Origin of the sequence: Aeromonas molluscorum 848, assembly GCF_000388115.1 — a bacterium.
GTDB lineage: Bacteria > Pseudomonadota > Gammaproteobacteria > Enterobacterales > Aeromonadaceae > Aeromonas > Aeromonas molluscorum.
In genome coordinates this window covers 1-19,170 of sequence record NZ_AQGQ01000001.1, presented here as the reverse complement: position 1 = coordinate 19,170, position 19,170 = coordinate 1, and the positions used below count along the sequence as shown (strand labels likewise).

Here is a 19,170-nt window from a genome sequence, read left to right as displayed (position 1 = left end):
CTCTGGGGCCGCCATTCTAAAGCAGCGGGCCCCCACAATAAACCTGCCATTGCGGATGTTAATTCCTTGTTGCAGACTGGCTGGAGTTTTTACTCGGCTTGCTCAGGGATTGATCGATGAAAGAGATGATGAAAAAGATGGCGCTCGGTGGCATTGCCAAACTGTTTGCCCAGCAGATGCCATTCAACCAGCTGCTGGGCATCCGGGTGACCCACTACGACTTCGAACGGGTCGAGTTGCGTATCAGCATGGAGGAGAAACTGGTCGGCAACCCCTTCCACAACATCTTGCACGGCGGCGTCACCGCCAGCCTGCTTGATGTGGCAGGGGGCATGATAGTGGCCGCTTCCTGCCTCGATGAACTGGAGGAGTTCTCCCCCAGCTATCTGAAGGAGCGCTTCTCCCGCCTCGGCACCATAGACCTGCGGGTGGACTATCTGCGCCCTGGCCGGGGCACCGAGTTTATCGCCACCGCCCACATCATCCGATCCGGCAGCAAGGTAGCCGTTGCCCGCATGGAGCTGCACAATGAAGAGGGGACTCATATCGCCTTCGGCACCGGCACTTATCTGGTTGGCTAAACGCCTTGATTGCATAAAAACAGCGATGCTAATCCATTTTTAATCATTAGATTCCCCTCCCTCTCGTCATCATCGGGTCCATACTGGAAGTCGGGATTGTCATGCAAAAGGGAGAAGGAGATGAGTGCGAGTCTGGCAGTTGCATCACCCAGTGTCTTGTTGCAGCAACTTGAGTCCATGTGCAATGAGGTGCAGACACCCGAGTGTCGCCACTGGCTTGAACAGGAGCTTCAGGGCTATGCCCCGGATGCTCAACTGCCCTGGTACCGCATCGTCCCCTGTCGGCAACGTGGTCACTTTCTGGATCTGAACACAGGACGCTATCTGACTTGCCATATCGGCAGTCAAACGCTATGCCAACGCGATTTGGCCAATGTTCAGTTCATTTATGCCCGCGCCCCTGCCGCCCACTATTTACTGCATCCCAGTTCCGGTATAGAGCCTTGGCCCGTCGATCTCAAGAAGCAATACCAAGCCTTGTTGATCCCCGGTCACCTCTGTCTGCAAGCCTGGCACGAGCCCGTTTCTTCGTTGCGGATGCGACTGATGGAAGGCATTGAACACTTCATCAGTGAGTATCCCAAGCACGCGGCTCTGCAACCACAACACAGCTTCAAGGCGTTGCAGCACAGCCATTGGCATATCTGAGTGAGCGCCTGGCGCGCAAGGAGGGCACCATAGACAAGACCCATAGTGAGCGAGTTAAAATCTGAAAGATCACGGGATCTACCACAGGTCTCACCCAGGGCCACCGAGCGGTGGCCCTACTTTTTCTTCACGCGAGGCAAAGATGAAGGGAGAGCCAGGGTTGCGAGTGCAATACCGAGGGCCAAGTGGAACATTGCCGAATGACAGAATGCGAAAAGGCCGCTCTATTGAGCGGCCTTTTCTAAATATGGTCGGTGTGAGAGGATTCGAACCTCCGACCCCTTCGTCCCGAACGAAGTGCGCTACCAAGCTGCGCTACACACCGATGTCTGCGGGGCGAGAATTTACCTAAAGCCCGCACTAGGCACAAGTCTTTTTTCAGTTAACGTACAAAAAAGCCATGGTTAGCTCAATGATTGCACGATGGGCGTTGTGCGTCATCACCCCGTCCAAACAGGCGCATCTCGGTCAGCCGAGTCATCCCAGTAATGCTCATATCACAGGGCGAAACGCTTCCGGCCCCAGTAGACGACGGCGCCAGTCGGCGACAGTGCCATGCTCCAACCAATGGGCCGCATGCTGCCGCCAACCGGGAGACAGTGCCGGAGTCTCGGTGAGCAGCAGCAGATCATCTTCATTGCGCACCTGATTGAACAGTATGTCGGCGCAGCGCTTCACGCTTAAGGCAGGATAGGGGCGATCGACCAGGATCAACTCGGCATCCGGCGCTATCACTCCCTCCTCCAACACCCGCAGCAGCCAGCCACAGCGGCCACTGAGCTGCATCACCTGGGAGAGCTGGGCATAACCAAAGCGCAGGTTGAGCTTGAAGCAGGGAGATCGCGGCTGGCTGATCTGAATGAGAGTCTCACCGAGCCGATAGACATCACCGATGCAGGCATCGGTTTCGGTCAAACCAACCCCGGAGATATTTTCACCGAAGGCAGCCGGTTGCCAGGGAGTATTGGGCTCGGAAAGCGCCATGGCCTGTTGCCAGGTCTGCCACCAGGAATAATGTTCGGCGGGGTAGTAGTGCAGGGCGCGCTCGATGCCGCCGTGATGGCGAGTATCGGTCTGCTCGTCGCCGCTCAGCCCCAGAAAGGAGCAAAAAACGTCGTCCGTCACCGCTGACTTGTGGATTGCGCTGACAAGACCGGGAGCCAGCTCGGCACCATGACCACTGAAGAGGGAAATCCGCATTCTCATCCTCCTGATTGACGAGAGAATGCGGATCTTATCAGACTCAGGTCACCGACTGCATCTGCAGCATCTGGGAGATTTCCGCCCGGCGCCGCTTCTCGGCCCGGGCCATCACGAACCAGCTGGTGAAGGTGAAGATGGAGACGGAGAGCAATATCAGGCTCGCCACCGCGTTGATCTCCGGCTTGACCCCCAGGCGCACCGCAGAGAATACCTCCATCGGCAGCGTGGTGGAGCCAGGCCCGGAGACGAAGCTGGCGAGCACCAAGTCATCCAGCGACAGGGCGAACGACATCATGCCACCAGCGGCCAGCGAAGGAGCAATCATGGGGATGGTGATCAGAAAGAACACCTTCCAGGGTTTGGCACCCAGATCCATGGCCGCCTCCTCGATGGAGAGATCCAACTCCCGCAACCGCGCCGACACCACCACAGCCACATAAGCGGTACAGAAGGTGGTGTGAGCGATCCAGATGGTCATCATGCCGCGTTCGGCAGGCCAGCCAACCAGCTGGGCCATGGCCACGAACAGCAACAACAACGACAGACCGGTGATCACTTCAGGCATGACCAGGGGGGCCGTAACCATGCCGCCAAATAGCGTACGCCCCTTGAAGTTGGCAATGCGGGTCAGCACGAAGGCGGCCAGGGTACCCAATGCCACCGCGGCGATGGCGGTGTAGAAGGCGATCTCCAGAGAGCGCATCACGGCCGTCATCAGCTGGGTATTCTCGAGCAGCCCAAAATACCACTTCAGGGACCAGCCTCCCCAGACAGTCACCAACTTGGAGGCGTTGAAGGAGTAGATCACCATGATGAGCATGGGCAGGTAGATAAACAGCAAGCCGAGCACCAGCATCAGGCTGGGAAAATTGATGCGCTTCATGCCTTGCCCTCCAGCTCTTTGGCCTGGTTACGGTTGAACAGAATGATAGGAATGATCAGTACTACCAGCATGACTACGGCCAGGGCCGAGGCTACGGGCCAGTCACGGTTGTTGAAGAACTCCTGCCACATCACCTTGCCGATCATCAGGGTCTCGGGACCGCCGAGCAGTTCGGGGATGACAAATTCGCCCACCACTGGAATGAACACCAGCATGCAGCCGGCAATGATGCCGTTCTTGGAGAGCGGTACAGTGATCTTCCAGAAGCTGTTGACGTCGCTCGAACCCAGGTCGGCAGCGGCTTCCAGCAGACTCATGTCGTGCTTCACCAGGTTGGCGTAGAGCGGCAGGATCATGAAGGGCAGATAGGAGTAAACCACGCCGATATAAACCGCCAGGTTGGTATTGAGGATCTGGATGGGTTCACTGATGAGCCCCATGTTCATCAAGAAACCGTTGAGCAGGCCATTGTTGCTAAGAATACCCATCCAGGCATAAACCCGGATCAGGATGGCAGTCCAGGTCGGCATCATGATCAACAGCAGCAGTACCGTCTGATTCTCCTTGCTGGCCCGGGCGATGGCATACGCCATGGGGTAGCCAACCAGCAAGCAGATGAGGGTGCTGAAGAACGCCATCTTGAGCGATCCCAGATAGGCCGCCAGATAGAGATCATCATCGCCGAGCAGCACATAGTTGCCCAGATTCAGCAAGATGGTGAGCTGATCATCGGCCCAGCTCACCACGTCTGTGTAAGGAGGTATGGCCACGTCCGCTTCGGCGAAGCTTATCTTCACCACTATGATGAAGGGCAGCAGGAAGAAGAGAAACAGCCAGAAGAAGGGGATGCCGATCACCAGCTGGCGGCCCCCTAACCGCTTGAGTCGTCTCAGTGGGGTCATGATTGCAATACCACGCCGCTGTCATCTTCCCAGTAGAGGAACACCTGGTCATCCCAGGTTGGCCGCTTGCCGTGACGTTCGGCATTGGCGATGAAGGCCTGCACAATTTTGCCCGAGGGCAGCTGGATGTGATAAACGGAATGACCGCCCAGATAGGCGATATCGTAGACCTCTCCCTTGGTCCAGTTGAAGTCGGGATGCTCGAGCTCGCTTGGCTTCTGAGTGCTCATCAGCAGCTTCTCGGGGCGCAGAGCGTAGGAGACTTTCTTGTTCTCGGCGCGAGAGCTGATGCCGTGACCCACATAGATGGGTTGCTCCAGATCCACACAGGCGATGATGGCATGATCCTGCTCATCCGCCACCAGCAAGCCATCAAACAGATTGACGTTGCCGATGAACTCACACACCTGCCGACTGACCGGGGTCTCGTAGATGTCTTTCGGGCTGCCAATCTGCTCGATGCAGCCCAGGTGCATGATGGCGATGCGCTCGGCCATGGTCATGGCCTCTTCCTGATCATGGGTCACCATGACGCAGGTCACCCCCACCCGTTCGATGATCTCCACCAGCTCGAGCTGCATTTGAGAGCGTAACTTCTTGTCCAGTGCCCCCATAGGCTCATCGAGCAGCAGCAGCTTGGGGCGTTTTGCCAGAGAGCGGGCCAGGGCGACCCGCTGGCGCTGGCCGCCCGAGAGCTGATGGGGTTTGCGCTTGGCATACTGGCTCATCTGCACCAGCTTGAGCATCTCCTCGACCCGGGCGTCAATCTCGGCCTTGGCCAGACCGTCCTGCTTGAGGCCGAAGGCGATGTTCTGGGCCACCGACATGTGCGGGAACAGGGCGTAGGACTGGAACATCATATTGATCGGACGCTCGTAGGGCGGCATGTCGGTGATGTCGACCCCATCGAGGAAGAGCCGCCCCTCAGTTGGGCGCTCGAAGCCTGCCAGCATCCGCAACAGGGTGGATTTCCCCGAGCCGGAACCGCCGAGCAGGGCAAAGATCTCGCCCTTGTTGATGGTCAGCGAGACATTGTCGACCGCCAGGGTCTCATCGAACTGCTTGCTGATCCTGTCTATTTTTACCAGCACCTCTTTGGGTTGCTGGCTGCCCTCGAGGGCTTTCTTATAGGCGCTGGAGGCTATTGCCATTACCACTCACTCCCGACTTGAAATAGTGACCAGAGGGTCAATCCATAAAAACAACTGGCGCCCAAGCGGGCGCCAAGGTTAGGTCCCGGACTTGATTTTGGTCCAACTCCGGGTCATCAGGCGCTGTACTGCGCGGGGATGTGCCTCCTGCACATAGAGCCGCTTCAGCACATCCTGAGGGGGATACACGGACGGGTTGTCACGGACGCTCTCATCCATGAAAGGTCCCGCCTTGGCATTGGGGTTGGCGTAGCCCACATAATCGCTCACCTTGGCTATCGCCTCTGGCGTAAGCAGATAATTGATCAGGGCATGGGCCTCTTTCACATTGCTGGCATCGGTGGGGATCGCCAGCATATCGAACCAAAGGTTGCCGCCCTCCTTGGGAATGCTGTAGGCGATCTTGATGCCCTTGCCCGCCTCTTCAGCCCGAGAGGCCGCCTGCAGCACATCACCCGAGAAACCGGCGGCGACACAGATGTTACCGTTGGCAAGATCGGAGATGTACTTGGAAGAGTGGAAGTAGGTGACATAGGGACGTACCGCCAGCAACTTCTGCTCCGCCAGTTTGATGTCGGCGGGCTCGTGACTGTTGGGATCCTTGCCGAGGTAGTTGAGCACGGCCGGGATCATCTCGTCGGCGGAATCGAGGAAAGCCACACCGCACTGGGTCAGCTTCTTGATGTTTTCCGGCTCGAAGAGCATCGCCCAGGAGTCTATCTTGTCGACCCCCAGTACCTGCTTCACCTTGTCGACGTTATAACCAATGCCATTGGTGCCCCACAGATAAGGGATCGCATACAGGTGACCCGGATCCGCCTTCTCAAGCTGGTGCATCAGAGTCGGTTCCAGATTGACCATGTTGGGGAGCAGGGACTTGTCCAATGTCTGGAAAGCGCCGGCCTTTATCTGTTTGGCGAGGAAATTGTTGGACGGCACCACCAGATCGTAACCGGTGCGCCCTGTCAGCAGCTTGCCTTCCAGGGTTTCGTTGGAATCAAAGACGTCATAGACGGTCTCGATATCTGTCGCCTTCTGGAAGTCACTGAGGGTGGTCTCACCGATATAGTCAGACCAGTTGTAAAAATGCACCACCGGCTGGGCCAGTGCTGCGTTTGCCAACCCCAGTGTCAGGGTCATCGTCATTATCTTGGAAATGTGCACGTCTTAACTCCTTTATGTCCTTGGAAGAGAGGTTCCGCATCCATACGGTCGTCTGCCCACCTGGGTGGGTACCCTCCCGGCCAAACGGCAGACCGGGAGGGGTATTGCGGTTACTTGCCGGACTTTATCTTGGTCCAGCTGCGGGTCATGACACGCTGCACCTTGGCGGGAAGATCCGGGAAGGTGTAGATCTTCGCCAGGGTCTCGTCGCTCGGGTAGATGCCCGGATCGTTGCGGATCTCGGCGGAAACCAGGGGCACGGAGGCCTTGTTGCCGCTCGGATAACTGACCGCATCGGAAACCTTGGCAATCACCTCGGGTTTCATCAGGTAGTTGAGGAACACATGGGCGGACTCGACGTTTTTGGCATCTGCCGGAATGGCCAGCATGTCAAAGAAGCTACCAGCCCCCTCTTTCGGGATGACATAGGTCAGATTGACGCCATTTTTGGCTTCAATCGCCCGGGACTTGGACTGTTGCAAATCACCCGAGTAGCCGACGGCCACACAGATATTGCCGTTGGCCAGATCCGAGATGTACTTGGAGGAGTGGAAATAGGCGGTATAAGGGCGAATGGAGAGGAACAGCTCCTCGGCCTTCTTCAGCTCATTCTTGTCCTGGCTGTCGGGCTTGTAGCCCAGGTATTTCAGCGCGGCTGGCAGCATCTCGGTCGGCGAATCCAAGAAGGAGACGCCGCACTCTTTCAGCTTGGCCATGTTCTCTGGCTTGAACACCAGATCCCAGGAGTCAACCGGCGCATCCGCACCCAGCGCAGCCTTCACCTTGTCGATGTTGTAGGCGTAGCCGATGGTGCCCCACAGATAAGGGATGGAGTACTGGTTGCCCGGATCGCTCGGCTCCAGAGCCTTGAGCAAAGAGGTGTCCAGATTCTTCCAGTTCGGCAGCTTGGTCTTATCCAGCTTCTGGAATACGCCCGCCTTTATCTGCTTGGCCAGGAAAGGGTTGGACGGCACGACCACATCGTAACCGGAACTCCCTGCCAGCAGCTTGGCTTCCAGCACTTCATTACTGTCGAACACGTCATAGATGACCTTGATGCCCGTCTCTTTCTGGAAGTCTTCCAGGGTGGTAGGCCCTATGTAGTCGCTCCAGTTGTAGACGTGCAGCACCTTGTCATCGGCCATGGCACCGGCACTGAACAGACCCAGCGCCATGGAGGCGGCCAGCATTCCTGTTTTGAAAGACATCATCCTTGTCTCCTAAGCAAATGTATGCGCACGGCAATCGGGCCAGGGCTCGATTAACCTGCCAGCCTCTCTGCCGTCAGATCTAAACTGCGCCTGGCCAAATCGACCAATTCATCAACCTGTTCCTCGGTGATCACCAAGGGGGGCGATATGATCATGGTATCGCCGACAGCCCTCATCACCAAGCCATTGTTAAAGCAGAACTCTCTACAGGTCATACCCGCATTGGCCGAGGCCGGGAAGCGAGCATTTGTCCCCTTGTCCTGCACTATTTCCAGCGCGGCCACCAAACCCTTGCCCCGGGTTTCCCCAACGATGGGATGATCAGCCAGTTCGCTCCAGCGACGCTGCAAATAGGGGCCGATACTATCATGCACCCGCTTAACTATGCTTTCACTTTGCATAAGCTGGATATTGGCAATGGCCACGGCGCAGGCAACCGGATGACCCGAGTAGGTGAAACCGTGATTGAACTCGCCGCCCTGCTCGATCAATACCTTGGCGACCCTGTCGCCGACCATGACGGCCCCCATGGGCAGGTAGCCCGAAGTGATCCCCTTGGCCAGACACATCAGGTCGGGCTTGATGCCAAATCCCTCACTGGCAAACCAGTGGCCGGTCCGGCCAAAGCCGCAAATCACCTCGTCGGCGATGAGCAAGATGCCGTATTTGTCACAGATACGCTGGATCTCGGGCCAGTAGCTGTCCGGTGGAATGATGACGCCCCCGGCGCCCTGAATGGGCTCGCCGATGAAGGCCGCCACCTTGTCCACCCCCAGCGCCAGGATCTTCTCTTCCAGTTGGCGAGCCCGTGCCAGCCCAAAGTCATGGGGGCTCATGCCCTGGCCTTCACCGAAGTGATAGGGCTGATCGATATGCACTATGCCCGGGATCGGCAGACCGCCCTGGGCGTGCATGCCAGACATGCCGCCCAGGCTGGCACCGGCCACAGTGGATCCGTGGTAGGCGTTATGGCGACTGATGATCACCTGCTTGTCCGGTTGCCCCAGGCTCGCCCAATAGTGACGCACCATGCGCAGCACAGTATCGTTGCACTCGGAACCAGACCCGGTGAAGAAGACGCGATTGAGGTGGGCCGGCGTCACCTCGGCCAGCAGGGTGGCAAGCTGCACCGCAGGCGGGTGGCTGGTCTGGAAGAAGAGGTTGTAATAAGGCAACTGCTGCATCTGCTTGGTGGCCGCGTCCACCAGTTCCTGGCGGCCATAACCCATGTTGACGCACCAGAGACCCGCCATGCCATCGAGGATCTTGTGCCCTTCGGAGTCTTCGAGATAGACCCCTTGCGCCCCGGTGATGATGCGGCTGCCTTTCTGGTTCAGGGCCTGAAAATGGGTAAAGGGGTGCAGATGGTGGCTGGCGTCTTGTTGCTGCCACTCTTTGGTATTCGACATGAATTGCTCCTCGGTTCCTTCGATATGAGCGGGGGAGACCCTGTCGGCCTCCCCTGATGTGTGGGGTTAGACGTTCAACAGCAGGAATTCACGCTCCCAGCGACTGATCACCCCGAAGTAGGTCTCGTATTCCTTGCGCTTGACCGCAACGAAGGCCTCGACGAAGCGCTCACCCAGCATCTCCTTGATGGGATCGCAATGTTCCAGGTGGCTCAGGGCCTCCTCCAGAGTGCGCGGCAGGCTATAGGGCAAGTCATAGGCGCTGGTCTTCATCTCGGGCAGGGGCATGAGCTTCTCCTGCATGCCGAGAAAACCGCAGGCCAGGGTGGCAGCCAGAGCCAGATAAGGGTTGGCATCGGCACCGGCGAAGCGGTTCTCGACCCGACGCGCATTGGCGTCCGAGTAAGGAACCCGCAGTCCGCAGGTGCGGTTCTCCACCCCCCATTGCACGTTGCGTGGCGCACTCTCACCGAACGTCAGGCGGCGGTAGGAGTTGACGTTCGGTGCCAGCAGCGCCGTCACGGCCGGCGTGTATTTCTGCAAGCCGGCGATGAAATGCAGGAAGAGTTCGGTGTTGCCGCCATTCTCGGTGCCAAACAGGTTGCGCCCCTCGCTATCAACCAGACTCTGGTGGATATGCATGGCCGAACCCGGCTCGTCGCTCATGGGCTTGGCCATAAAGGTGGCGTAGATGCCGTGGCGGTGCGCGGCCTCACGCATGGTGCGTTTGAACAGGAACACCTGATCGGCCAGCTCGATGGCATCCCCATGGAGGAAGTTGATCTCCATCTGGGCGGCACCGGACTCGTGAACCAGGGTATCCACCTCCAGATTCTGCGCCTCGCAGTAGTCGTACATGTCCTCGAAGATGGGATCGAATTCGTTGACCGCATCGATACTGAATGACTGGCGGGCTGTCTCCGGACGGCCATTGCGGCCAATGGGGGGCACCAGGGGATAGTCAGGATCTTCGTTGCGCTTGACCAGATAGAACTCCAGTTCGGGTGCAACCACGGGTTTCCAGCCCTGCTTGTCGAAGCAGGAGAGCACCCGGCGCAATACCGAACGTGGCGCTATGTCGATCAGGTTGCCGCTGGTGTCGAAACAGTCGTGGATCACCTGCGCGGTGGGCTCCAGCGCCCAGGGCACGAAACGTATGGTGTTGGGGTCGGGGAAGAGGTGCATGTCCCGCTCCAGCGGGTCTATCATGCTGTCATCATCCGGGTAGTCCCCGGTCACTGTCTGGATGAAAATAACTTCGGGCAGGCGCATGCCACCCTCACGCAGAAACTTGCTGGCCGGAATTATCTTCCCCCGGGCGTTGCCGGTGAAATCCGGTATCAGACATTCCACTTCCGTGATTCGGTTGGCATCCATCCAACCCTTGATACTGTCCATGTTAAACCCCGACTTGACGGTTGCCATTGGCAGGGGTGTCTAATATATGGAACACCCCTGTTGCAGATATGTAATCTCCGACTCCATAAAAGCCCGCCGTTATGGCGTCTGTCAAGCAGCTCTGTTTAAAAAACAATAAATAACGGTCTAGATAATGACCATGTCGATACGAAATACTAAACACTCATGCCAGTCAAATCCCAGGCTCCAACCTGCACCGACAAGGATCGTCGCAACGCCTCGTGCTCAGTCAGAACCCGTCTTCTCGCCACCGATTATTTGCAAAGGCGCACACTCCTCGTTCACCGGGCTTTGCTTGCTGCCGTTTTTTTGGTACAAGGCCCGCCCTGATTTACACGCTTTTCATCGACAACAGTGGTAAATCGAGGACACAGGGCTTGGACTGCGCGCAGACCGCCCCCATAACTACGGAAAATTGGGTTAGTAACTGACTGGTAAACCTTATGTGTGATTTCATGACAAAAGACCAACTGGCCTACTACAAGGGACAGATGGAGGCGCAAATTGCAGAACTCGAAGAGCGCCTCAACTCCCAGGCCAGCCAGGCCATCGCCACCGATACCAACGAGATGGCTGATGAAATTGACCGGGCCAGCATCGAAGAGGCCCGCCGCCTGGAGCTCAACCGTATCGAGCACGACAAGCTGCACCTGCGCAAGTTGAGGGCAGCCATCCGTCGCATCAACGAGGGCGACTTCGGCTACTGCGAGTCCTGCGGCGACGAGATCTCTCTCAAGCGCCTGCAAGCCCGCCCGGAATCCCGTTACTGCGTCGAATGCCAGAGCACCAAGGAATTCAACGACACTCACGTCTTCCGCCGCGTCGCTTGATATATGCCCGGCCCAGGTCATGCACCGGGGCCGGGTTGTTTGCCCTCTTCCCTTCCCTGCCATCCGGTGCCCGTCGCCAGTCCCCATCCATCGCCAACCAGCCAGTTAGCGCCCCACACGAGGCGATGGCCCTTTATTCTGTTAGACTCCGGACAGTTTCCCAGACTCTTCAGGAGAGCAGACCGTGAAATGGCTCATCACCCTGTGTCTGTGCCTGCCCTTGCTGGCCCAGGCGCAAGATCTCGTGGTCAAGATCCCCAAGCGCCCCATCAACCACCTCGATGGTGACTATCAGCTCAAGCTGCTGGATATGGCCCTGCGCCACTCGGGGCAAGCATTCAAGATTGAGCAGGTCGATGTCGATCTGAACCAGTTCACCCTGCAACAGCAGCTCAAAACCGGCAAGACCATCAATGTGTTCTGGATGGGTACCTCGAGCGCCCTGGAGTCTGCTCTGCTGGCGGTGCCCGTGCCGCTGTTTCGTGGCCTGGAAGGGCTGAGGCTCTCCTTCATCCACGAGAAGGATCAGGAGAAGTTCAGCCAGATAGAGACTCTCGAGCAGCTCAAGAAAATGCGTGCGGCCCAAGGCATCGGCTGGGCCGACAACAAGATCTATCAGGCCGCTGGCATTCCCACTTACATGACCCGTTTCACCAATCTATTTCGCCTGATGAATGACGGGGGCCGGCTCGACTTCTTCCCGCGCAACCTGGTGGAGATTTTCGCCGAACAGCGAGAGCTAACGAGCCAATATCCAAATCTGGTGGTAGAGCAACACCTGTTGATCCGCTACCCCTTCGCCGAGTTCTTCTTTGTCAGCCCCCAATACCCCAAGCTGGCCAAGGCCCTGACCCGGGGGCTGGAATCCGCCTACGCCGATGGCAGCTTCATGCGCTTTTTCCGGGAGAACCCGGCCATTCGCACCGCCCTGGCCAGCGCCAATCTGGCCAATCGCACTACCATCAAGCTGGCCAACCCGGACATGACCCCCTTGCTGCGCAGCATACCTGCCCAGTATTGGGACTATCCCCCGGTCCAGGGCCAATAACGACGTCATCAGCAAACGTCCAGTATCGGGACGGGCAACGGACGACCGGCAAGGAGCCGCGCTCATGAAATCGATGGAAACCTGGTTTGCCGAATACGCCAAGCGCCACACCCAGCCGATCAATGTCGCTATTCACAAGCTGGCAGTGCATCTATCTGTGCTGCCTGGCGCTACTCTGGTCGCTGCCAAGAGGCCCTCGGCCAGCCCCCCTCGATTGGGTCATGCTGGTCGCCATCCCGGTGCTGCTCTGCTGCCTGCGCCTCTTGTTGCCACTCTTTCTCGGCATGACACTGCTAACCGCCCTCGGCCTCTGGCTCTGCCAACCGGGCCCTGCACCGCTCTGGCCCTGGGCACTAGGGGGATTTGTGCTGTGCTGGCTGGCCCAATTTGTCGGCCATCGCCTCGAGGGCAAGCACCCCGCCTTTTTCACCGACTTGCAGTACCTGCTGATCGGGCCCGCCTGGCTGCTGGCGAGTCTCTATCGACGGCTGCACCTCCGCTATTGATGCCGCTCTGGAGAAATACATGCGTTTCCTGAACACTCTGCTGGCTACCGCCCTGCTGCTGCCCGCCTTGGCCCATGGCAAGGCAGATACCGTCGGTGAGGTGAGCACCGCCTTCAAGCTGCTCGGGCCCAATCACAAGATAGTGATCGAGGCCTTCGATGACTCGGATATCGCCGGCGTCACCTGTTACCTGGCTCGTCCCAAGACAGGCGGTGTCAAGGGAGGACTGGGTCTGGCTGAGGATCCCTCCCACGCCTCGCTCTCTTGCCATCAGACCGGTTCCATTGCCGTGCCGGACAAGCTCAAACAGGGGGAGGAGGTATTCGACGTCAACACGTCCCTGGTGTTCAAGGAGCAGAAAGTGGTGCGTTTCTTTGACAAGAAGCGGGGCAGCCTGGTCTATCTCACCTACAGCACCAAGCTGATCGACGGCTCCTACAAGAGCGCGGTCAGCGCCGTACCCATCATGCCCTGGGGATAAGGTACTGCCTTGCCACAGGGAACTCCCCGATGCCAAACCTGATTGTTAAACAGAATATGGAGTTGCAGATGTACCAGACCATCTTGGTGACAGGCGCCACCAGCGGCATAGGCTATGCCCTGGTGGAAGAACTGACCCGGCAGGGTTACCGGGTCTTTGCCACCGGACGCAATCAGGAGGCCCTCACCCGCCTCAAGCAAGAGACTGGCTGCCTGGGGGAGACCGCGGATCTGGCCGACCCCGCCGCCCTGCTCGCCCTCTACGCCAGCGCCGAACAGGCCCTTGGCCCCATAGATGTGCTGATCAACAACGCCGGCATGAATACCCGCAAGGCCCCCCTGGTTGACACCACTCTGGAGGAGTTCGACCTGCAATACGCCATCAATCTGCGCGCCCCCTACCTGCTGGCACGGGAGGCGCTCAAGTCGATGCAGCCTCGTGGCCAGGGCTACCTGATCAACGTGGTGAGCACGGTTGCCAAGCGCAGCAGCGAAACCATGGGGGTCTATACCGCCATGAAGCAAGGCTTTGCCGGTTTGAGTCAGGTGATGATGAAGGAGGCCCAGCCCTATGGCATCAAGGTCACGACTCTCTACCCGGGTGGCACAGATACCGGCTTTCGTGCCCAGGCCAGGCCGCAATACATGCAGCCCGCCAGCGTGGCGCGCACCCTGGTCCAACTGCTCAACCTGCCAGACGATGTGGTGATGCACGAGATGACTTTCCGCCCACCGGTGGAGGTGGAGTAAGTCCGGCGTGTTGCCGCCCGGCGCAACACCTGCGAGATTGTCTGGTTAGTTTTCATCGCCATGACGGTCAGCCGCTCACGAACGAGGCAAGTTGGCGCCGGTTTCAGGTGCTGCGCCCGCATCCTTGTTGTAAATTAACCACATAACCCAAGTTGGAGATTCAACGATGCGCGTCGCCCTGTTCAGTACCAAGAGTTACGACAAGGAACACTTTCACCAGGCCAACGACCAGTACGGCTTCGAACTGGAATATTTCGATGTGCGGCTGGAAGCCAAGACGGCGCGCCTCGCCCATGGCTTCCCCGTGGTCTGCCTGTTCGTCAACGATGACGCCGACCGGGAAGTGCTGACCGAACTGGCCCAATATGGCACCAAGGTGATCGCCCTGCGCTGCGCCGGTTACAACAACGTCGACCTGGTCGCCGCCAAGGAGCTTGGCCTGAAAGTGGTGCGGGTACCCGCCTACTCCCCCGAGGCGGTTGCCGAGCACGCCGTCGGTCTGATGATGACCCTCAACCGCCGCATCCATAAGGCCTACCAGCGTACCCGCGATGCCAACTTCTCCCTGGAAGGGCTGGTTGGCTTCAACATGCACGGCCGTACCGCGGGCATAGTCGGCACCGGCAAGATCGGCATCGCCACCCTGCGCATCCTCAAGGGCTTCGGCATGCGCCTGCTGGTGAGCGACCCTTATCCGAATCAGGCCGCCATCGATCTGGGGGCCGAGTACGTGGACATCGACACCCTGCTGCGCCAGTCCGACGTCATCAGTCTGCACTGTCCGCTGTTCAAGGATAACTACCACCTGCTGAACAAGGAGGCCTTCGCCAAAATGAAGGACGGGGTGATGATCATCAACACCAGCCGGGGCGGCCTGCTCGACGCCAATGCCGCCATCGAGGCCCTCAAGACCTCTCGCATCGGCGCCCTGGGTCTGGATGTCTATGAAGAAGAAGAGGATCTCTTCTTCGAAGACAAATCCAACGAGGTGATCACCGATGATGTGTTCCGCCGCCTCTCCGCCTGCCACAACGTGCTCTTCACCGGCCACCAGGCCTTCCTGACCCGTGAAGCCCTGCATGCCATCGCCGACACCACGCTCGGCAATCTCCAGGCTATCGAGCAGAGCGGCAGTTGTCCCAACGAGGTCGATGCCTGAACCAGGCTCGCCTCTGGCAGGCTAGCCCCGCCCTTTCTAATATCCAGCGCCGACTTGTGAGAGTCGGCGCAATTCGTTAGGCTGTCCGGCCCCTTTTTACACAGGAGCCCGCCGCCCATGATTATCGGATTCGATTACGGCACATCCAACTGCGCCGTCGCCGTAATGGAGCAAGGCAGCCCCAGACTGTTGTCCCTCGGCACCTCCCACTACCTGCCCTCTACCCTGCACGCTCCGCACAGGGATGCCATCGCCGGTCTACTCGCCGAAGGGCTCTCCCCGACGCAGCAACAGAGCTACCTCAAGCTGCGCGGCCCAGTTGTGCAGCGTGCCCAGTCGGTACGCCGCCAGATGCGGGACGAGGGGCTGATTGACGAACTCAGCTTCGGTGGTGCAGCCCTGGAGCGCTATCTGGAAGCCCCGGATGAGGGTTACTACATCAAGTCGCCCAAGTCCTTCCTCGGTGCCTACGGCCTCAAACCGCCTCAGATAGCTCTGTTTGAAGACATCGTCTGCGCCATGATGCTGCACGTGCGGCAAGAGGCGGAGCAGCAGCTCGGCCAGCCGGTGCGCAGCGCCGTGATAGGTCGCCCGGTCAACTTCCAGGGACTGGCAGGGGAGGAGAGCAACCGCCAGGCCATCGCCATCCTGAGCGAGGCCGCCAGACTGGCTGGCTTCGAGCAGGTGGAATTCCTCTATGAACCCGTGGCCGCCGGCTTCGAATTCGAGGCACGCCTCAGCGAGGATGCCGTGGTACTGGTGGTGGATATCGGTGGTGGTACCACCGACTGTTCCATGCTGCGCATGGGCCCCGGCTATCGAGACAGGCTGGACCGCAGCAGCGATCTGCTCGGCCACAGTGGCCAGCGCATCGGCGGCAACGACTTCGATATCCGCCTCACGGTCGAGGGCATGATGCCGCTGCTCGGCATGCACGAAACCCTCAAGACCGGCAAACCGCTGCCCCATCCCCTCTTCTGGGATGCCGCCGCCATCAATGATGTCAGCGCCCAGAGCCGCTTCTACAGCCTGGAAACGGCAAGATCCCTGCAAGAGTTGCAGCTCGACAGCAAGCCCGGCAGCAAGCTGGCACGCCTTGTCAGGCTGCGGGCCCATAAACTCAGCCACCAGCTGGTCTGGCGCGCCGAGCAGGGCAAGATCAGCCTCTCCGACCAGGAGAGCTGCCAGCAGCCGCTGACCGAGCTGGAGCGGGATTTGCACGCCGATCTGACCCGGGATCAGCTGGCAACGGCCGCGACTCCTCTGCTGGAGAAGATAGGGGAGCTGATGGACGAAGCCATTGCCGCCGCCGGGATAGTGCCGGATCGCGTCTTCGTCACCGGAGGCAGCGCCCGCTCCCCCCTCATCAAGGCCTATATCAACGCCAAACTGCCCGCTATTCCGGTAGATGGCGGCGATGACTTCGGCTCGGTCGCATCCGGCCTGGCCCGTTACGCCGAGCGCCTGTTTGGTTCCTGACCCAACTGCGCTCAGGCCCGCAGCGGCAAAAAAGCAAGAAGAGGCGGCGACCCCGGGGTCACCGCCTCTTTTTCCAGCCAGTGGCGCCTGGCTGGGCTGCTATCGACACCAATCCCGTCATGAGAGGTGCTTGCGGCGTCTCGGGGCGACAGAAGCGGTCGGGGGCCCGCCCTGTGCCCCTGCCCCCACCCGCTCGCTGACGCTATCCTTAGGGCACTCACTACCGGAGCCCTCCCATGTACAGATTTTTGCTGCTGGTGCTCGCCCTGCTACTGCTTGGCGGTTGCAGTTCGGCCCCCCAGTTGAGCCGCCAGGATCTCATGCACCACCACTGGGTGCTGGACAAACTGGATGACCAGCCCATCACAGTACCCGCCCGAAACAGACCGGATCTCGAGATAGGCGAACACTTCACCGTCAACGGCATCGCCGGTTGCAACCGCTATTTCGGCCAGGGCCGCCTCAAGGGTGATCGACTGAAGGTCAACAATCTGGGCAGCACCAGCATGGCCTGCCTGGCGCCCCTCGACACCATAGAGCAGGCGGTGCTCGACACCCTGCAACAGGGGGCCACCCTGGAAGGCGACACCCAGCGGCTGATCCTGCAGGGAAAACGGCACCGACTGGAATACAAGTTGCGGGACTGGGTCTACTGAGCGCGGCCTTCGCCACCACAGCGGCGCCCTGAACGGACACAAGGCCAGGGTATCGCCGTCGCGTAATAATGGACTGCGCATCAGGAACAAGGTCCTAGTATGTGGCACAATATGGGCAGTGCACGCAACGGAGGCGGCCCCCATGTCGATGGATCACCTGTTTGACAAGATTAAGCAACTGCCCACCATACCCCAGCTGCTTCACGAGCTGATGCAGAGCTTCGGCGATGAAAATGCCCAGATCGACAAGATAGCCGCCAAGATCACCATGGATCAGGTGATCAGCGTCAAGGTACTTCGCCTTGCGAACTCCGCCGCCCTGTGCCGGGGCAAAGAGGTCACCTCCATCGAGCAGGCGGTGATCCGGCTCGGCTTCAACCGCCTGCGCGCTCTGGTGGTTGCATCCAGCATCATTGGCAGCTTCAAAGCCCCCCCCAGCTTCGACAAGCACCGCTTCTGGACCGAGACCTTCCAGGTCGCCACCATAGCCCGCATCCTGGCCCAGCAAGCCAAAGAGATGGATCCCGAGACCGCCTTCACCTGCGCCCTCATCCACAACATTGGTGAGCTGCTGATCCAGAGTGCCCTGCCCGAAGAGGCCGAGCTTATCCATCTGGCGGTGCAGCAGGGCAGTAGCCGGGTCGAAGCCCAGCGCGAGATGCTGGGTTACGATTATGCCCAGCTCGGCGCCGAACTGGCCCGGCGCTGGCAACTTGCACCCGCCTTCGTGGTCGCCATCGACCAGCAACTCGACCCCCTTGCCCATCAGCCCGTCAGTCGTGACGCCCTGCTGATCCGGCTGGCGGTGTTCATCTCCTTTGCCTGGCATGCCGGCGTTCCGGCCCAGACCATCATAGCCCGCTTCCCGACCCAGTTGGCCAAGCCCCTCGGGCTGGACGTCAGCCAACTGGCGACGCAGCTCGAGACGCTCCACGAACAGGGCAATGCCCTCGCCGAACTCCTGACCCAATGAGCCTATGACCCAAGATATCCCGTTTCTGTTTCACCCTCAGGCGGCCCCCTGGTTTCAGGAAGGGTCCGACTCCCTGCTGCTGACCCTGTTCTGCGAGCAGGCTGCCCCCATTCGCGAAATCTGGCTGCGCCACGAGCCGGACAACGAGGAGTACCTGCTGGCCATGACGCCGGTCGCGACCCGGGACAGGCTGAAGATATGGCAGGTCAGACTGCCCCTGGCCCAGAGCCAGGATCTGCAGCTCTACTGCTTCAAGTGCCTGACCGACGAGGGCCAATGGTGGCTGCACGGTGCCGGCATCAGCCCCGCCGTGCCGCCCCGCGAGCAGCACTTTCGCTTCAACGTCCGCCACCAGCCCCCCAGCTGGGTGCAGGATCAGGTGTTCTACCAGATATTCCCCGACCGTTTCTGTAACGGCGATCCCTCCCTGAGCGTGCGCCATCACGAATACGAGTACGGCGGCAAGGCGGTGATCAGCAAGGCCTGGGGCGAGCCGGTCAGCCAGCAGGGGGAAGGCACCGCCAGCAGCGAGTTCTATGGCGGCGATCTGGCGGGGATAGACGGCAAGCTCCACTATTTGCAGTCCCTCGGGGTGACGGCGCTCTACCTCAACCCCATTTTCGCCTCGCCGAGCAATCACAAGTACGATACCCAGGACTACCACAGGGTCGATCCCCATCTGGGCAGCAACGAACGGCTGGCCGAGTTGACCCGCAAC

20 protein-coding genes and 1 tRNA gene are annotated in these 19,170 nt (G+C 59.4%); 12 read left to right on the top strand and 9 right to left on the bottom strand.

Going from position 1 to position 19,170, the window contains the following annotated elements:
• Window positions 1-116: 116 nt before the first annotated feature.
• Window positions 117-581 (top strand): thioesterase family protein, encoded by a 465-nt coding sequence (locus G113_RS00105; RefSeq protein ID WP_005890632.1) that lies wholly within the window; start codon window positions 117-119, stop codon window positions 579-581.
• Window positions 582-701: 120 nt separating this feature from the next.
• On the top strand, window positions 702-1,229 hold the full coding sequence (locus G113_RS00100) for an AbiTii domain-containing protein (RefSeq protein ID WP_005890630.1): 528 nt from the start codon (window positions 702-704) through the stop codon (window positions 1,227-1,229).
• 248 nt (window positions 1,230-1,477) lie between these two features.
• Here the strand turns inward: G113_RS00100 and G113_RS00095 are convergent.
• From G113_RS00095 to G113_RS00055, 9 genes are all read right to left on the bottom strand, one after another.
• Window positions 1,478-1,554: transfer RNA gene (locus tag G113_RS00095), tRNA-Pro, on the bottom strand.
• Window positions 1,555-1,721: 167 nt separating this feature from the next.
• Complete coding sequence (locus G113_RS00090) at window positions 1,722-2,429, bottom strand: MOSC domain-containing protein (RefSeq protein ID WP_005890629.1); 708 nt, start codon at window positions 2,427-2,429, stop codon at window positions 1,722-1,724.
• A gap of 43 nt (window positions 2,430-2,472) precedes the next feature.
• On the bottom strand, window positions 2,473-3,315 hold the full coding sequence (locus G113_RS00085) for an ABC transporter permease subunit (protein WP_005890628.1): 843 nt from the start codon (window positions 3,313-3,315) through the stop codon (window positions 2,473-2,475).
• The gene (locus tag G113_RS00080) at window positions 3,312-4,217 is read right to left on the bottom strand and encodes an ABC transporter permease subunit (protein WP_005890627.1); all 906 of its coding nucleotides are present in this window, start codon (window positions 4,215-4,217) and stop codon (window positions 3,312-3,314) included. Before G113_RS00080 ends, G113_RS00085 begins: the two co-directional genes overlap by 4 nt.
• Window positions 4,214-5,368 (bottom strand): polyamine ABC transporter ATP-binding protein, encoded by a 1,155-nt coding sequence (gene potA, locus G113_RS00075; protein WP_005890626.1) that lies wholly within the window; start codon window positions 5,366-5,368, stop codon window positions 4,214-4,216. Before potA ends, G113_RS00080 begins: the two co-directional genes overlap by 4 nt.
• Window positions 5,369-5,446: 78 nt before the next feature.
• Window positions 5,447-6,508: a polyamine ABC transporter substrate-binding protein gene (locus tag G113_RS00070; RefSeq protein WP_236611691.1), complete on the bottom strand. Its 1,062-nt coding sequence runs from the start codon at window positions 6,506-6,508 to the stop codon at window positions 5,447-5,449.
• A 134-nt stretch (window positions 6,509-6,642) separates the two neighbouring features.
• The gene (locus tag G113_RS00065; RefSeq protein ID WP_005890622.1) at window positions 6,643-7,740 is read right to left on the bottom strand and encodes an extracellular solute-binding protein; all 1,098 of its coding nucleotides are present in this window, start codon (window positions 7,738-7,740) and stop codon (window positions 6,643-6,645) included.
• 53 nt (window positions 7,741-7,793) lie between these two features.
• Window positions 7,794-9,152, bottom strand: coding sequence for an aspartate aminotransferase family protein (locus G113_RS00060; RefSeq protein ID WP_005890620.1), 1,359 nt, complete (start codon window positions 9,150-9,152; stop codon window positions 7,794-7,796).
• Window positions 9,153-9,218: 66 nt separating this feature from the next.
• A complete protein-coding gene (locus tag G113_RS00055; protein ID WP_005890618.1) occupies window positions 9,219-10,550 on the bottom strand; it encodes a glutamine synthetase family protein in 1,332 nt (443 codons plus the stop codon).
• A 464-nt stretch (window positions 10,551-11,014) separates the two neighbouring features.
• Between G113_RS00055 and G113_RS00050 the strand changes: the two genes are divergently transcribed.
• From G113_RS00050 to G113_RS00005, 10 genes are all read left to right on the top strand, one after another.
• Window positions 11,015-11,401 (top strand): TraR/DksA family transcriptional regulator, encoded by a 387-nt coding sequence (locus G113_RS00050; RefSeq protein WP_005890616.1) that lies wholly within the window; start codon window positions 11,015-11,017, stop codon window positions 11,399-11,401.
• Window positions 11,402-11,585: 184 nt separating this feature from the next.
• The gene (locus G113_RS00045) at window positions 11,586-12,449 is read left to right on the top strand and encodes a hypothetical protein (RefSeq protein WP_005890614.1); all 864 of its coding nucleotides are present in this window, start codon (window positions 11,586-11,588) and stop codon (window positions 12,447-12,449) included.
• A 122-nt stretch (window positions 12,450-12,571) separates the two neighbouring features.
• A complete protein-coding gene (locus G113_RS00040; RefSeq protein ID WP_236611688.1) occupies window positions 12,572-12,955 on the top strand; it encodes an Mpo1-like protein in 384 nt (127 codons plus the stop codon).
• A 19-nt stretch (window positions 12,956-12,974) separates the two neighbouring features.
• Window positions 12,975-13,436: a CreA family protein gene (locus G113_RS00035; protein ID WP_005890611.1), complete on the top strand. Its 462-nt coding sequence runs from the start codon at window positions 12,975-12,977 to the stop codon at window positions 13,434-13,436.
• Window positions 13,437-13,504: 68 nt separating this feature from the next.
• Window positions 13,505-14,185, top strand: coding sequence for an SDR family oxidoreductase (locus G113_RS00030; protein ID WP_040318778.1), 681 nt, complete (start codon window positions 13,505-13,507; stop codon window positions 14,183-14,185).
• Between the two features lie 166 nt (window positions 14,186-14,351).
• Window positions 14,352-15,344, top strand: coding sequence for a 2-hydroxyacid dehydrogenase (locus tag G113_RS00025; protein WP_005890607.1), 993 nt, complete (start codon window positions 14,352-14,354; stop codon window positions 15,342-15,344).
• A 117-nt stretch (window positions 15,345-15,461) separates the two neighbouring features.
• Window positions 15,462-16,823, top strand: a complete 1,362-nt coding sequence (gene yegD, locus G113_RS00020) for a molecular chaperone (RefSeq protein WP_005890605.1) — start codon at window positions 15,462-15,464, stop codon at window positions 16,821-16,823.
• 236 nt (window positions 16,824-17,059) lie between these two features.
• Window positions 17,060-17,479, top strand: a complete 420-nt coding sequence (locus G113_RS00015) for an META domain-containing protein (protein WP_005890603.1) — start codon at window positions 17,060-17,062, stop codon at window positions 17,477-17,479.
• A gap of 142 nt (window positions 17,480-17,621) precedes the next feature.
• Window positions 17,622-18,452 (top strand): HDOD domain-containing protein, encoded by an 831-nt coding sequence (locus G113_RS00010; RefSeq protein WP_005890601.1) that lies wholly within the window; start codon window positions 17,622-17,624, stop codon window positions 18,450-18,452.
• A gap of 4 nt (window positions 18,453-18,456) precedes the next feature.
• Window positions 18,457-19,170 (top strand): alpha-amylase family glycosyl hydrolase (locus G113_RS00005; RefSeq protein ID WP_005890599.1); only part of this gene is annotated, 714 nt, incomplete at its 3' end.

Excerpts from the sequence above, each read along its gene's own strand:
- G113_RS00105 (WP_005890632.1), top strand. The coding sequence starts at position 117 with ATGAAAGAGATGATGAAAAAGATGGCGCTCGGTGGCATTGCCAAACTG.
- G113_RS00100 (WP_005890630.1), top strand. The coding sequence starts at position 702 with ATGAGTGCGAGTCTGGCAGTTGCATCACCCAGTGTCTTGTTGCAGCAA.
- G113_RS00090 (WP_005890629.1), bottom strand. The coding sequence starts at position 2,429 with ATGCGGATTTCCCTCTTCAGTGGTCATGGTGCCGAGCTGGCTCCCGGT.
- G113_RS00085 (WP_005890628.1), bottom strand. The coding sequence starts at position 3,315 with ATGAAGCGCATCAATTTTCCCAGCCTGATGCTGGTGCTCGGCTTGCTG.
- G113_RS00080 (WP_005890627.1), bottom strand. The coding sequence starts at position 4,217 with ATGACCCCACTGAGACGACTCAAGCGGTTAGGGGGCCGCCAGCTGGTG.
- potA (WP_005890626.1), bottom strand. The coding sequence starts at position 5,368 with ATGGCAATAGCCTCCAGCGCCTATAAGAAAGCCCTCGAGGGCAGCCAG.
- G113_RS00070 (WP_236611691.1), bottom strand. The coding sequence starts at position 6,508 with ATGACCCTGACACTGGGGTTGGCAAACGCAGCACTGGCCCAGCCGGTG.
- G113_RS00065 (WP_005890622.1), bottom strand. The coding sequence starts at position 7,740 with ATGTCTTTCAAAACAGGAATGCTGGCCGCCTCCATGGCGCTGGGTCTG.
- G113_RS00060 (WP_005890620.1), bottom strand. The coding sequence starts at position 9,152 with ATGTCGAATACCAAAGAGTGGCAGCAACAAGACGCCAGCCACCATCTG.
- G113_RS00055 (WP_005890618.1), bottom strand. The coding sequence starts at position 10,550 with ATGGACAGTATCAAGGGTTGGATGGATGCCAACCGAATCACGGAAGTG.
- G113_RS00050 (WP_005890616.1), top strand. The coding sequence starts at position 11,015 with ATGTGTGATTTCATGACAAAAGACCAACTGGCCTACTACAAGGGACAG.
- G113_RS00040 (WP_236611688.1), top strand. The coding sequence starts at position 12,572 with ATGTCGCTATTCACAAGCTGGCAGTGCATCTATCTGTGCTGCCTGGCG.
- G113_RS00035 (WP_005890611.1), top strand. The coding sequence starts at position 12,975 with ATGCGTTTCCTGAACACTCTGCTGGCTACCGCCCTGCTGCTGCCCGCC.
- G113_RS00030 (WP_040318778.1), top strand. The coding sequence starts at position 13,505 with ATGTACCAGACCATCTTGGTGACAGGCGCCACCAGCGGCATAGGCTAT.
- G113_RS00025 (WP_005890607.1), top strand. The coding sequence starts at position 14,352 with ATGCGCGTCGCCCTGTTCAGTACCAAGAGTTACGACAAGGAACACTTT.
- yegD (WP_005890605.1), top strand. The coding sequence starts at position 15,462 with ATGATTATCGGATTCGATTACGGCACATCCAACTGCGCCGTCGCCGTA.
- G113_RS00015 (WP_005890603.1), top strand. The coding sequence starts at position 17,060 with ATGTACAGATTTTTGCTGCTGGTGCTCGCCCTGCTACTGCTTGGCGGT.
- G113_RS00010 (WP_005890601.1), top strand. The coding sequence starts at position 17,622 with ATGTCGATGGATCACCTGTTTGACAAGATTAAGCAACTGCCCACCATA.